At 68.4% G+C, this 13,270-nt stretch carries 10 protein-coding genes; 7 read left to right on the top strand and 3 right to left on the bottom strand.

Annotation, left to right across the window (positions count from 1 at the left end; all coding sequences use genetic code 11):
* Window positions 1-13 precede the first annotated feature (13 nt).
* The 4 genes from IE277_RS29355 to IE277_RS29345 all read left to right on the top strand — a co-directional run bounded on the left by IE277_RS29355 (window position 14) and on the right by IE277_RS29345 (window position 2,263).
* A complete protein-coding gene (locus IE277_RS29355; protein WP_189956776.1) occupies window positions 14-463 on the top strand; it encodes an Lrp/AsnC family transcriptional regulator in 450 nt (149 codons plus the stop codon).
* 164 nt (window positions 464-627) lie between these two features.
* The gene (locus IE277_RS48935; RefSeq protein WP_268252666.1) at window positions 628-762 is read left to right on the top strand and encodes a hypothetical protein; all 135 of its coding nucleotides are present in this window, start codon (window positions 628-630) and stop codon (window positions 760-762) included.
* A 25-nt stretch (window positions 763-787) separates the two neighbouring features.
* Window positions 788-1,318: a GNAT family N-acetyltransferase gene (locus IE277_RS29350; RefSeq protein WP_189956723.1), complete on the top strand. Its 531-nt coding sequence runs from the start codon at window positions 788-790 to the stop codon at window positions 1,316-1,318.
* A 279-nt stretch (window positions 1,319-1,597) separates the two neighbouring features.
* Window positions 1,598-2,263: a nitroreductase gene (locus tag IE277_RS29345; RefSeq protein WP_189956722.1), complete on the top strand. Its 666-nt coding sequence runs from the start codon at window positions 1,598-1,600 to the stop codon at window positions 2,261-2,263.
* A gap of 178 nt (window positions 2,264-2,441) precedes the next feature.
* Here IE277_RS29345 and IE277_RS29340 read toward each other — a convergent pair whose 3' ends face one another.
* From IE277_RS29340 to IE277_RS29330, 3 genes are all read right to left on the bottom strand, one after another.
* Window positions 2,442-4,895: a SpoIIE family protein phosphatase gene (locus IE277_RS29340; protein ID WP_189956721.1), complete on the bottom strand. Its 2,454-nt coding sequence runs from the start codon at window positions 4,893-4,895 to the stop codon at window positions 2,442-2,444.
* A gap of 235 nt (window positions 4,896-5,130) precedes the next feature.
* On the bottom strand, window positions 5,131-6,681 hold the full coding sequence (locus IE277_RS29335; RefSeq protein ID WP_189956775.1) for an RICIN domain-containing protein: 1,551 nt from the start codon (window positions 6,679-6,681) through the stop codon (window positions 5,131-5,133).
* A 105-nt stretch (window positions 6,682-6,786) separates the two neighbouring features.
* Complete coding sequence (locus IE277_RS29330; RefSeq protein ID WP_189956720.1) at window positions 6,787-9,018, bottom strand: alpha-L-fucosidase; 2,232 nt, start codon at window positions 9,016-9,018, stop codon at window positions 6,787-6,789.
* A 468-nt stretch (window positions 9,019-9,486) separates the two neighbouring features.
* On the opposite strand from IE277_RS29330, the gene IE277_RS29325 reads away from it, so the two are divergent.
* Genes IE277_RS29325 through IE277_RS29315 form a run of 3 tightly spaced genes read left to right on the top strand, consistent with a single transcriptional unit; the run spans window position 9,487 to window position 13,196 of the window.
* Window positions 9,487-10,551 carry a sugar ABC transporter substrate-binding protein gene (locus tag IE277_RS29325; RefSeq protein WP_189956719.1) on the top strand — a complete coding sequence of 355 codons (1,065 nt, stop codon included), beginning with the start codon at window positions 9,487-9,489 and terminating at the stop codon, window positions 10,549-10,551.
* A gap of 43 nt (window positions 10,552-10,594) precedes the next feature.
* The gene (locus IE277_RS29320; protein WP_189956718.1) at window positions 10,595-12,157 is read left to right on the top strand and encodes a sugar ABC transporter ATP-binding protein; all 1,563 of its coding nucleotides are present in this window, start codon (window positions 10,595-10,597) and stop codon (window positions 12,155-12,157) included.
* Between the two features lie 4 nt (window positions 12,158-12,161).
* Window positions 12,162-13,196: an ABC transporter permease gene (locus tag IE277_RS29315; protein ID WP_189956774.1), complete on the top strand. Its 1,035-nt coding sequence runs from the start codon at window positions 12,162-12,164 to the stop codon at window positions 13,194-13,196.
* Window positions 13,197-13,270 lie beyond the last annotated feature (74 nt).

Raw genomic sequence — 13,270 nt, 5'->3', positions numbered from 1 at the left:
GGTGCGGACAACAATGGAATCACTCGACCGGATAGACCGAGACATCCTCGCCCTGCTCCAGACCGACGGCCGTCTGACCGGCGCGGAGATAGGGCGCCGCGTCGGACTTTCGCAGCCTGCGGCCAGCGCACGCATCCAGCGGCTGGAGAAGAACGGCGTCATCACCGGCTACCGAGCCGTGGTCGACCCGGCAGCCCTCGGTCTGAACATTCACGCGGTCATCCGGCTGCGCACCACGCACGCCCAGCTATCGCGCGCCCTGGACTTCGCCTCCCGGACCTCCGAAATCGCCTCCACCCTCAGAGTCACCGGGGAAGACTGCCTCATCTTTGACATCTACTGCCCGCAGGCAGGACGACTCGAAGAAGTTGTCGACGCACTTGCCCGTTACGGCCCCGTCACCACATCTCTCGTGCTCCGCGCCTACCCCCCCAAGCCTCTGACCGACGCCACGTATGTGTGACATCCCCTGAGTTCTCCTGAGCCGCGCTGAGAGCCGAGGCCCGTGGCCAGGGCGTTCTCCCTCCTTGGAGCGCTCTGTCACCAGGTGACGCAACTTCGGATTCCTGACGCGTTCTCGTCGCATCCGACCGATCCGCGGTCCGGCCGAAGGTGAGGAGGCTCGGGTTGGCGCTGGCAGTCATACGCGACCTGCGCGAGTTCGGCGATCCGGCCTCGGCGGAGGAGCTGGAGCAGCACACCACCGGGCCAGTGGCGCGGCTGTCTCCCGGTGTTGGACCGGGTCTCCTGACGGGGTCCTGACAGGTCACGCCGTACGCTCTCGTTCATGTCTGCCGAATCCGTGATTCTGCGCCCCGTCGGCGAGGACGACCTCCTCTTGCTGGAACGCTTCCTCACCGAGCCAGAGACGGCGGGGCCGTTCCAGTGGTACGGCTACACCGACCCGCGGCGGTTCCGGCAGCGCTGGACGGAGAACCGGCTGCTCGGTGAGGACGGCGGTCAGCTCATCGTCACGGCAGGAGACGAGCCGCTGGGGTTCGTCGCCTGGCGGAAGGTCGTCGTCACGGCCTCCACCCACTGCTGGAACATGGGCGCCCAGCTGCTGCCCGAGGCCCGCGGCCGGGGCATCGGCACCCGGGCCCAGCTACAGCTCGTCCGGTACCTCTTCGCCCACACATCCGTGATGCGGATCGAGGCCGACACCGAGGCCGAGAACATCGCCGAGCAGCGGGCCCTGGAGAAGGCCGGGTTCACCCGCGAGGGCGTACTGCGGGGCATCGTCTTCCGGGACGGCCGGTGGCGCGACGGCGTCGCCTACAGCGTGCTGCGCGACGACCCACTGCCCGCCGACGTGTGAGGCGTACACCTCGTTGTGCCCTGTTCTCGCATCGCTCCGGCGAACGGACATGTAGCGCTGTGTAACGCTCAGGGCGCGCGGCCGGTGGCCGAGCAGGTGCCCAGGGCCAGGACTTCGCGACTGACCCGTGGTCCCTTTGGGTTTGCCACGTCACGTCAGTAGTTGGTCGCCGAGGGGCTGCGCAGGTAGAGAACGAGGTGTCTGTCCAGGGACTGGCGATGCTCGGCGCTGACCGGTGAATACGGGTAGGGGCCCGGTCGAGAGAGAGGACGCGAAGACGTGGATGTGTATGAGGCCGTGGACAGCCGCAGGGCCGTGCGGGCGTTCAGCGATGAGCCGGTACCCAAAGAGATACTCGAACGAGTGCTGGCGGCTGCGACGCGGACTCCGTCGAGCGGGAACCTCCAGCCGTGGCACGTGTATGTCGTGACCGGCGAGCCCCTGGCCGAACTGAAGAGGCGCGCGAAGGCCAGGGCACTGGCGGGAGACCCGGGTGACCAGCGGGAGTATCCGATGTACCCGGCCGAACTGAACTCGCCCTATGTGGACCGCTTCTCCGCCGCGGCCGCCCAGCGGTACAAAGCGCTGGGAATCGAGCGCGACGACCCCGACAGGCCCAAGAAGATCGCCGCCTTGAACTCGGAGGCGTTCGGGGCACCGGTCGTATTGTTCTGCTACCTGGACCGGACGATGGGGCCCGGACAGTGGGGGGACGCAGGCATGTATCTGCAGACGGTCATGCTGCTGCTGAGGGCTGAAGGATTGCACAGCTGCCCCCAGGTGATGTGGACCATGTACCGCAAGAGCGTCAGCCAGACAGTCGGTGCCGACGACGGGCTCGTGCTGTTCTGCGGCGTCTCGGTGGGATTCGAGAAGGAAGGCGTGCCGCGGCTGCGTACCGGGCGGGCGGACATGACGGAAACAGTGAGCTTCATCGGAGTGTGACCGCTGGTCAGTCAAGATCTACAGGGGACACACGTCACTGCCGGAGGATGCCAGGCCGCTGGCCGAAGAAGACACGGGTGCTGACGAGGCTGCCCGGCCCGATCCCCCGGCACCAGGCGCGTGTGCCGGTGGGGTGGAACAGCTGGGACTGCCCTGGCGAACTCGATCGGCTCGGATCTCATCGCGGCTCGGGCTCGGGAAGGGGCTGTGCGCACCAGATCGTCTTGCCCTCGGTGGTGTGCCGGGTGCCCCACCCCTGGGTGAGCTGGGCGACGAGCAGCAGGCCCCGGCCGCCCTCGTCGAAGGCGCGCGCCCGGCGCAGGTGCGGGGCGGTGTTGCTGGCGTCGGAGACCTCGCAGATCAGGGAGGTGTCACGGATGAGCCGTAGCCTGATCGGGGGCTCGCCGTATCTGATGGCGTTGGTGACCAGCTCGCTGACGACCAGTTCGGTGACGAACGACATCTCCTCCAGGCCCCAGACGTCCACCTGGTCGACGGCGAATTTTCTGGCGTGCGGCACCTGCGCGGTGTCGGGTTCGACGTCCCAGTCGGCGACGTGCCGGGGATCCAGCGCAAGAGTGCGAGCGAGCAGCAGAGCGGCGTCGTCGGTGCGGCGTTCGGGGAGCATGGCGCCCGTCACCGTGTCGCAGAGGTCCTCCAGCGAGGTGGCCGAGTGGTTCAGGACACGCTGCAGTTCGGTGATGCCCTGGTCGGCGTCGCGCTCGCGGCAGTCCACCAGTCCGTCGGTGTAGAGGGCGAGCAGGCTGCCCTCGGGCAGCTCGACTTCGGTCGCCTCGAAAGGCAGCCCACCGACGCCGAGCGGTGGTCCCGGCTGTGCGGAGCTCGGGAGCCTGGTGCCGTCCGGGGAGATGATCAGCGGCAGCGGATGACCCGCGCTCGCCACCGCGAAGCGGCGGGAGACCGGGTCGTAGACGGTGTACAGGCAGGTGGCCCCGAACTCGCCGGTCGGCTGGAAGTTACCGGCGGGCTGCAGGTCGCTGGAAAGGTGGATGACCAGGTCGTCCAGGTGGGTGAGCAACTCGTCCGGCGGCAGGTCCACGTCGGCCAGGGTGCGGACCGCCGTGCGCAGCCGGCCCATGCTGGCCGAGGCGTGCAGGCCGTGACCGACGACATCCCCGACGACCAGGGCGACCCGGGCACCGGAGAGTGGGATGACGTCGAACCAGTCACCGCCCACTTCCGCGCCGGTCCCGGCGGGCAGGTAGCGGGATGCCACCTCAAGCGCCTCCTGGCTCGCCAGCCCCTGCGGCAGCAGGCTGCGCTGCAGGGTCAGCGCGGTCGTGCGCTCGCGCGCGTACCGGCGGGCGTTGTCGATGGCGATGGCTGCCTTGGCAGTGAGCTCTTCGGCGAGGATCAGGTCGTCGGCGGTGAAGGCCTCGGGCCGGTCACTGCGGGAGAACGCGACGACGCCGAGCAGCGTACCGCGGGCCCGGAGCGGCACGGTGATCCGGCCGGTCAGCCCGTCCGCGGCGATGGACTCGTCGATCAACGGGTTGCCCGGAGGCCAGTGAGCCGGGTCGGCGGCGAGGCCGGGCCCGAAGGCCCATTCGCCGCCCTGGCCGGGTTCGGCCGCGAGCTGGACCGTGGACCTGCCGGTGGCCATGCAGCGGGCGGCGACGGAACCGGGAGCGTGGCTGACCGGCGTCGTGGGCCCGCGAGCCCGGACGGTGTCCTCCTTCGCGCTGTGCCGGGCGGCACGGCTGAGCACGATGGTCTTGCCAGGGGTGAACTCGGACCCGGAGGGCGGCTCCTCTCCGCGCAGCACCTCGTCGAAGAGATCCACGGTGACGAGGTCGGTGAACGCCGGCACCGGGGTCGTGGCCAGTTCCTGGGCGGTGCCGATCACATCGAGTGTCCGGCCGATGCCGCCGCTGGCCTCGTTGAGCATGAGCAGGCGCTGCCGGGCCCAGTACTCGGCGCTCATGTCGAATCCCCAGTTGGCGACCGCGCGGACCCTGCCCTCGGCGTCCCGGACGGGCCATATGCTGGTGGCCCAGGCGTTGGCGTAGTTACTGCCGAGGGGGCGGAAGACGGTGATGAGACGCGCGGGCCTGCCCGTCCTCGCCACTTCGGAGAGCTGGTCGGTGTAGGGCTTGTCGTCCCTTTCGGGAAACAGTGAGCGGTCGAATTCGGGAAACAGCTCGCGGTACTTCTTACCGAGCACCTGCTCCTCGGAGTGCGCGATCACCCGGCCCGAGGAGGCGTTGATCCACAGGAACCGCAGCTCAGGGTCGTAGACGCCCAGAGCGAAGGGGCACTGTTCGAAGGCCAGGTCGGCGATCACCGGGCGCAGCTCCCAGCGTTGGACGGTCACCGCATGGCCCAGCGTCCGGCCGTCGGCGTCGAACAGCGGGTGAGCCGACACGAGAGCGTCCAGCGTGGAACCGTCCCGGTGGCGCAGGGGGGTGAGCCCCGTGTGGTCGGGGCCGCTGACGTAGCTCTCGGGGAAGCCAGGTGGCAGGGGAGCGGCCAGCAGGTCGCTCACGGGGCGCCCGACGGTCTCCTCTGCCGTCCAGCCCAGCAGCAGACGCCCGCTCTCGCTCCAGCCGCTCACCAGGCCGTCCGGGTCCACCACAAGCGCGGCAATGGGGGCGTCTTGCTTGCCGGCCATGTCCACGCGCGACACCTCCGTCCGGACAGCCGGGCCCGTCAGGGCCGGTTCCCAGCCACAGCTTCCAGCCTAGATCGGCTTCCGCTCCACGGCGCCCCGGCCGGTGCGCTCGGGATCGCCGGGTGCCGGAGTGCGCGGCGCCGGCGCCGCCGCCGCGCCCTGCACGACGACAACGGCGTCTCGCCCCTGAGTGCAGCATGCGCGGGCACGGTGGCGGAGCTGGGCGGTGGGGCCGTCACCAGCCTGTCGGCAGACCGGAGAGGAACGAGGTGAGCCGGTCGGCGATGATCCGGTCGTCGTGGGCCGAGTAGTGATAGTTGCAGCCGAGGAAGTCCAGGCCCGAGCTGTCGAGGGACCAGTAGCGGACTCCGCTGTCACCGGCGTCGTTGCGTGCCTTCACCACCTGCTGGACGTGCTCGGCGTACTGGCCGGTGCCGACGGCCACGATGGTGGTTCCGGTCCCGTAGCGCGTGCGCAGCTTCTGGAGGAAGTCGGTGTAGGCGCTGCGGTAGGCGGCCGCGAGGCTTTCGGGCGTCCACGACTCACCGGGGTCGAGGGGGGAGAAGTCGTTGGTGCCGAGGTTGACCACCACGACCTGGGGGCGCCAGGTGCCCGGGTTCTGCCAGACGTCGCCGGAGACGCTCTGCAGGGCACGGTCATAGAAGGTCCGGTAGGTGACGTCCGGGGAGCCTCCGCCGTAGTTGCGCACCATGCCGAGGCCCGAGAAGCCGTTGATCTGGTAGTCGGCGTTCAGTTGCCGGGCGGTGAGGGCGCCGTAGCTCACGTCGGCGTTGGTGGAACGCTTGAGCTGGTCCGAGGTGCAGTCTCGGGAGTTCGATAGGTTGCCGTAGCCCACCGTGAGGGAGTCACCGATGAACTCGATCTGGCGGCTGCGGGCCGCCGGCTTGCTGAGTACGGCACCGCCGGGAGCGGCCACGAAGCCCCCGAACGTGCTGATGTCTCCCGGGGTGTCGTTGCGCTTGACGAGCCGGACGGTGTGCTCACCGTTCTGCAGGCCGTTGATCCAGTGCGTGGTGTCGCCGGGCGTGACGAGTGTGGTGACGGTGGTTCCGTCGACCTGGACGTCGTAGTCGGCGGCCGAGTCGTTGAGTACGATCCCGACACCGGTGCCGCTGACGCGGCCCTCGAAGTACACGCCGGGCCAGCTGTACTGCACGGTGTTTCCGGCGTCCTTGACCCGCCCCGCGGTGTGCACCTGGGCCAGTACTCCCGTCGCGGGGACGAGCTGCCACTGCTGGTTGGCGCCGCCCCAGTCGGTGAACTGCACGACCTTGCCGCCGTCCGCGGTGGAGGCGTTGTCCACCTCAAGGGCCTTGCCGCTGTTGCGGTTGAGCAGCCGCACGTAACCGTCCGGCGAGTCGGCCAGCCGGAACTGCTGGTTGCTGCCGTTCGCGTCGGTCCACTGCACGACGTCGGCATGGTCGGCCGTGGAGTAGCCGGACACGTCCAGCACCTTGCCGGAGTGCTGCGCCTTCAGCCGGTAGTAACCGCCGCCCGAGTCCAGGAGCTGGAACCGCTGGTTGGCCCCGTCGTTGCGGGTCCACTGCTGGATGGCCGCCCCGTCGGCGGTACTCGCCCCCGACACGTCGAGCGCCTTGCCACTGCCCCGGTTGACCAGCGTGTACCACGCACTGGTATCCACCGTGGCGGCCCGCGCCGTCCCGGCCGTGCCCAACCCGGCCAGGAGCGCCGCCAGCAAAGCGGTCACCGCGGCGAGCACCCCCGCACGCCTCCCGCGCCCCCAGCCCCATGGCTTTAATGTCATATGCATGCCATCTCTCTGCATTTCTGTCCCTTTCACCGAGTGAGGCCCGGCAGCGTCGAAGTTCGAGGTATGGACGTTCGCACCGTCGGCGGCGGGCTTCGCCGGCTACAGCGCGGTGAAGCTCCACAGCAGGTTGGTGCTGCTTCCGTATGTCCATTGCTTGGTGGCGGAGCCCGAGTCGACGTTGCCGCCGCCGTCGAGGACCAGGCCGGTGGTGCGGTTGGCGATCGAGTAGCGGTCGCCGCCCCGGTGGGTGATCGTCCACTGCTGGTTGGTGCCACCGTTCCAGGGGGCCTGCCTCGCGGCGGATCCGTCGGCGGTGGCGCCCCAGCCGTCGGCGACCATGCCGTTGGTGCGGTTGACCAGCTTGTAGTAGCCACCGCCGACCGCCTCCGCCTGCCACTGCAGGTTCGAACTGCCGTCCCAGGTCCACTGCTTGAGGTTGGCGCCGGAGGCCACGCCGCCGCCGCTGTCCAGGGCGAGTCCGTCGGTGGCGTTGGTGATCCGGAAGTACGTCGCAGGGTTGAACTGGACCTTCAGCGAGGTGATCTGGTCGTTGTCGCCGGTGACCCGGAGGTCGGGGTTGTCGGCGGTGAAGGTCCAGGAGGTGCCGGTGAAGTTGTCTTCCGCGTAGCCGATCACCTGGTAGCCGGGGGCCGGCCGGAGGGAGGAGATGGTGCGCGCTCCCAGTCCGGCAGTGGTCAGTTCGTCCGCGGTGTAGTCGCCGACGGTGAGCACGGCGGCCTTGCCGGTGTAGTCGACGTCCGCGAACACGACGGCGCCGACGAGCGGTTTCAGGATGGGGATCGCGCCGGAGAAGGCGAGCTTCAGCACGTAGGCGTTGGCGTTGTAGGGCGCCGAGGACGGCAGGGTGACCGTGAGGCCGGAGGAGCTCTGGGTCGGCGTCGGCAGGTCGATGTAGGTGCCGGCGGTGTCGCCGAGGAGCTGCACGGAGGTCAGCGAGGAGAGGTTGATCCGGTCCGAGCTGAGGGTCTTGATCGTCAGTGAGCTGCCGGGCCAGCCCAGGACGGTGGCGTACAGGACGTTGTCGGCCTTGTTGCGCGTGAAGCGGATGTCCTGCGGGGTGCCGGCGTGCGGGGTGGTGAACGCGCCGCCGCCCATCTTCGTCGGGCCCTCGCCGTACGCCGTCCAGGCGCGGGTCGCGTATATCGACTCGCCGAAGCGCTTCAGGTGGTCGCCGATACCGAGGAGGATGTCCTTCTGGGCCTGGGGGATGGTGCCGTCGGCCATCGGCGCGATGTTCAGCAGCACGTTGCCGTTCTTGCTGACCCGGTCGATGAACGAGTGCAGCATCTGCTGGATGCTGTAGTAGCCGATGCCCTGCGTGTAGCACCAGCTGCTGCTGGAGATGCTGTCGTCGGTCAGCCAGTACGGGGTGGTGAGGTCGGCCGGGCCGCCGCGTTCGTAGTCGAAGATCTCGCCCTTGCTGTTCATGCCGTCCTTGTAGGTGGCGACCACCTCACGGCCCCAGCTGCCCGCCTGGTTGTAGTAGTACGCCAGGAAGTTCAGGCGCTGGGTCTCGTCGACGGCGTCCAGCTTCCAGTCCTGCCACAGGATGTCGGGCTGAGCGCGGTCGATGACCTCCTTGAGCTTGTCGAACCAGCGTTGGTTCTCCGCGGCCGAACCCGTCTGCGCGTAGAGCTTCTTGAGGCTGGGATCCGTCTGCACGGGGACGAATTCGTAGTAGCCGTTGAAGTGGTACGCGTGGTGCATGGCCACCAGCAGCTTCAGTCCCTTGGCGCGGATGGCCGTGGAGAACAGGTGCAGCAGGTCGAGTCCCGGGCCCTTGTTCACCGAGTTCCACTCGTTGACCTGGCTGTCCCACATCGAGAAGCCGTCATGGTGCTCGGCGACCGGGCCGGCGAACCTGGCACCGGCATCGACGAACAACTGCACCCACTCGTCGGGGTCGAACTGCCCGCCGGCCGACTTCAGCTTCGGCGCGAACTTCACGAAGTTGCCCGCGAGGTCCTGGGCCCCGTTGATGAAGTTGTGGTACGGCCATGCCGACGGCTGGCCGTAGGTCGCGATGTGGTGCTTGTTCTCGTTGCTTCCGTCCTGGTACATGCTGCGCGGGTACCACTCGTTGCCGAACGCGGGGACGCTGAAGACACCCCAGTGGAAGTAGATCCCGAACTTCGCGTCCTGGAACCACTCCGGGGCCGGCGGGTGCTGGTCGACCGAGTTCCAGTCGGGTGTGTATGTGCTGGGCGCCGCCTGGGCGACGTCGGCGCCGAACACACCTCCGGCAACGGCCGCCGCGGCCACGCAGGTGGCACCGGCCAGGAAGTGGCGTCTGTTGATCGAACTCGACATGGAGACATCCCTGGTGCGAAGGGGGTAGAGGGGAGGGAACACAGGGCGACACGAGTCGGCGTGGCCGCTGTGCATGAGGCGCCGCTTGTTACGCATGAAGGTCCGCCATGTGTCCCTGGGATGTCAACCGGTGTGCAGGGATGAAAGTGGCCGCAGCGTCAGGCGAGTTGCACCATTTATTTGCCTCTGTCATGTATCGAGAGCATGCAAACATGGAATGTCTCGCGGTGCGATGTGGCCAACCAGGGCCATCGGGCGATGGCTATTGATGGGATGCATATTTCCTTCGGCTCCCGGCCCCCTTGCTCGCGGGCGCGCATGAGCTGGGATTTCGGCACTACTTGTACGGAAGTCTGGACAGGCGCCCGATCGTGCCTCTATAAACATCCCATCTCTAGCGCGCGGCGATACGCAGCTGTCGTCGAGGCGCAACATTTCCCGCTACGGGACCGGCGCGAGGAAGCACCGATGAGAGTCAGACACGCCCTCTGTTCCGCCGTCACCGCCCTGTCCGCACTGGCGCTGCTCAGCGCGTGCGGCAGCGGCTCCACCAGTGCGGGTTCGTCGAGTGGCGCACCGCTGGTCGGCGTCGACTACCCGCGCTCCGACACCGACTTCTGGAACTCCTACATCAAGTACACGCCCCAGTCCGCCAAGGAGCTGGGCCTGGAGCTGAAGACCACCAACTCGCAGAACGACGTCGCCAAACTCACCGCCAACGCGCAGACGTTCATCAGCCAGGGCGTGAAGGGCGTCGCGATGGCCCCGCAGGACACCGCCGCCATCGCGCCCACCCTGGCGCAGATGGAGGCGAAGCACATCCCGGTCGTCACCGTCGACACCCGCCCCGACACGGGCAAGGTCTACATGGTCGTACGTGCCGACAACCGTGCCTATGGCGAGAAGGCCTGCCAGTTCCTCGGCGCCAAGCTCGGCGGCAAGGGCAAGGTCGCGATGCTGCAGGGCGACCTCTCCTCCATCAACGGCCGTGACCGCACCGAGGCGTTCAACGCGTGCATGAAGAAGAACTACCCCGGGATCAAGGTCTTCGGGGAGGCCACCAACTGGGACGGCGCGGTCGCGGCGCAGAAGCTGCAGACCGATCTGACCGCCAACCCGGACATCAAGGGCATCTACATGCAGTCCAGCTTCGCCCTGTCCGGCACCCTCCAAGTCCTCAAGCAGAAGGGTCTGTTGGCTGGTCCCAAGGACGAGAAGCACGTCTTCGTCGTCTCCAACGACGGCATCCCCGAGGAACTCAAGGACATCGCCGCCGGTCAGATCGACGCCACCGTCTCCCAGCCGGCCGACCTCTATGCCAAGTACGCCCTCTACTACCTCAAGGCCGCGATCGACGGAAAGACGTTCAAGCCCGGCAAGACCGACCACGACAGCACGATCATCCAGGTCCGCGACGGCCTGCTTGAGGACCAGCTCTCCGCCCCGCTGGTCACGGCCGACGGCGGCACCTACGGCGGGGTCCCGAGCCTGAAGAGCGATGACAAGTCCCTGTGGGGCAACAACCTCGGCTGATCCCTTTCGGCACGCAACGGCCCACGAGCACAAGGCGGTTGAGATGAGCGACGGGGAGCGAGCAGTCACCCCCGCGCCCGCCCCGGCGGACGACGGACGGGTCCTGGTGGACCCGCCCGTCGTCGAGGCGACGGGCATAGTCAAACGATTCGGTCCGACGGTGGCTCTGAACGGCGCCCGGATCACCGTCCGGCCCGGCGAGACCCACGCGCTCGTCGGCCGCAACGGAGCAGGCAAGTCGACCCTGGTGTCGGTCCTCACCGGCCTGCAGACCCCCGACGAGGGAACGGTGACCTTCGGCGGCGAGCCCGCCCCTCGGCCCAGCGACCGAGACGGCTGGCGGGAACGTGTGGCCTGCGTCTACCAGAAGTCGACGATCATTCCCGCGCTGACCGTCGCCGAGAACCTCTTTCTGAACCGGCACGACCACGGACGCAGCCGGCTCATCAGCTGGCAGGCCACCCGTCGCCGCGCACAGGATGTGCTGTCGACCTGGTCGGTGGACGTCGACCCGCACGCCCCGGCCGGTGAACTGAGCGTAGAGCAGAGGCAGTTCGTCGAGATCGCCCGCGCGTTGTCCTTCGGGGCACGGTTCATCATCCTCGACGAGCCGACCGCCCAACTCGACGGCGCTGCCGTCAACCGGCTGTTCGGCCGCATCCGGGACCTGCAGCGCCAGGGCGTGACCTTCCTGTTCATCAGCCACCATCTCCAGGAGATCTACGAGATCTGTGACATGGTGACGGTGTTCCGCGACGCCCGGCACGTCATCACGGCCCCGGTCGCGGAACTGCCCCGCGCCGAGCTTGTCGCCGCCATGACCGGCGAGGCGGCGGTCGACCGGCAAGGCGAACGGGCGAGCACCCTCACCCCCGGCGCCACGGCCGCGCTGAGTGTCCGGGCTCTGCGGGGCGACGCGTACGACGACGTCGGTTTCGAGGTGGCCGCCGGGGAGATCGTGGGACTCGCGGGCGCCGCCGGCAGCGGGCGCACCGAGGTCGCCGAGACCGTCGTAGGGCTGCGGGCGCCGACGGCGGGCGAGGTGGAGATCGCCGGAAGCCGGCCACGGCCGGGAAGTGTGCCCGCGGCGCTCGCCGCCGGCGCCGGGTTCGTCCCCGAGGACCGCCACCATCAGGGTTTCGTCCCCGATATGTCGATCGCCGACAACGCCACACTGTCCGTACCCAAGCGCCTCGGGCCGGGCGGGTTCCTGAGCCGCGGCCGCCGGGACCGGCTCGCCGAGGGCATGATCGAGAACCTCGCGATCAAGACTCCCGGGCCCGAACTGCCCGTCTCCGCCCTGTCCGGAGGCAACCAGCAGAAGGTCGTCATGGCCCGCGCCCTGGCCGACGATCCGCGTCTGCTGGTCCTGATCAACCCGACCGCGGGCGTGGATGTGCGCTCCAAGGAGTTCCTCCTCGGCAAGGTCGAGGAGACCGCGCAGGCCGGCACGGGGGTGCTCATCGTCTCCGACGAACTCGACGACCTGCGCATGTGCGACCGGGTCCTGGTGATGTTCCAGGGCCGTGTGACCTCAGAGATCGCCCGCGGCTGGCACGACCACGACCTCGTGGCCGCGATGGAAGGAGTGGACCTGCATGCCTGAGGTGATGCCTGAAACCGTACTCGCGGACACGGCCACCGCCGAGCCGCGGGCCAAGCGGACGGCCTTGCTCGGCGGCCGGATACCCCTCGCGCGACTGCGTGATCTGGCACTCGTACCGGCGATCGCGGTCATCGCGATCGTCGGCCAGATCGTCAACCCCGTCTTCCTGCAGGCGGACAACCTCATCAACGTCCTGCAGACCATGTCCGAGATGGCCCTGCTGGTCCTGGCCCAGGCGATGATCCTGATCGTCAAGAAGATGGATCTCTCCCTGGAGTCCACCATGGGCCTCGCGCCCGGTGTGGCGGCCTGGCTCGTGGTGCCGACCGGCGCCGGACACGGCCTCGGGCTCCTGCCCGGCGCCTGGGCGGTCCCGGTCACGCTCGCCGTGGGCGCGCTGGTCGGCGTGGTCAACGCCCTGCTGATCATCCGCTTCGGCCTCAACGGCTTCATCGTCACCCTCGGCATGCTGATCGTCCTGCGCGGTGTCCTCACCGGCATCTCCGGCGGTCAGACCTTCTTCCAACTCCCGCCTTCGATGCTGTACTTGGGTACCGCGGAATGGTTCGGGATGCCCGCGTCCATCTGGATCTGCCTGCTGCTGTTCGCCGTCGCCATCGTCGTCCTCGGCTGGACCAGCTTCGGCCGTTCGCTGTACGCCATCGGCGGCAACGTCGACGCCGCGAAGGCGGCCGGCATCCGCACCGACCGGGTGCTGTGGATCGTCATCGTCACCGGCAGCGTGCTCGCCGCCCTCGCCGGGCTGATGCTGTCCGGACGACTGGCCTCCGTCGCCTCGGCGCAGGGCAACGGCTACATCTTCACCGTCTTCGCCGCCGCCGTCATCGGCGGGATCAGCCTCAATGGCGGCAAGGGCACCATGTTCGGGGCGTTCAGCGGCATCCTGCTGCTGTTCATGATCCAGAACGTGCTCACGCTGGCAGGCGTCCCCGCCCAGTGGATCGGCGCCCTCAACGGCCTGATCATCCTGGTCGCGCTGACCATCTCCCGCATCACGGGCGGCAAGGTCCAGGAGTGATCCGGTCGGTCGTCCAGGCCACCCCGACACCCTCCGCCGCCTCACACCTCGTCGCAAGGGGCCGTACCGCCCCT

Source organism: Streptomyces alanosinicus (genome assembly GCF_014650595.1).
GTDB lineage: Bacteria > Actinomycetota > Actinomycetes > Streptomycetales > Streptomycetaceae > Streptomyces > Streptomyces alanosinicus.
Note: the sequence above shows the minus strand (reverse complement) of the source record. Positions and strands in the feature narration are given on the sequence as shown.

Coding starts and splice junctions, on each gene's coding strand:
- IE277_RS29355 (WP_189956776.1), top strand. CDS start 14: ATGGAATCACTCGACCGGATAGACCGAGACATCCTCGCCCTGCTCCAG.
- IE277_RS29350 (WP_189956723.1), top strand. CDS start 788: ATGTCTGCCGAATCCGTGATTCTGCGCCCCGTCGGCGAGGACGACCTC.
- IE277_RS29340 (WP_189956721.1), bottom strand. CDS start 4,895: ATGGCCGGCAAGCAAGACGCCCCCATTGCCGCGCTTGTGGTGGACCCG.
- IE277_RS29335 (WP_189956775.1), bottom strand. CDS start 6,681: ATGACATTAAAGCCATGGGGCTGGGGGCGCGGGAGGCGTGCGGGGGTG.
- IE277_RS29330 (WP_189956720.1), bottom strand. CDS start 9,018: ATGTCGAGTTCGATCAACAGACGCCACTTCCTGGCCGGTGCCACCTGC.
- IE277_RS29325 (WP_189956719.1), top strand. CDS start 9,487: ATGAGAGTCAGACACGCCCTCTGTTCCGCCGTCACCGCCCTGTCCGCA.
- IE277_RS29320 (WP_189956718.1), top strand. CDS start 10,595: ATGAGCGACGGGGAGCGAGCAGTCACCCCCGCGCCCGCCCCGGCGGAC.
- IE277_RS29315 (WP_189956774.1), top strand. CDS start 12,162: ATGCCTGAAACCGTACTCGCGGACACGGCCACCGCCGAGCCGCGGGCC.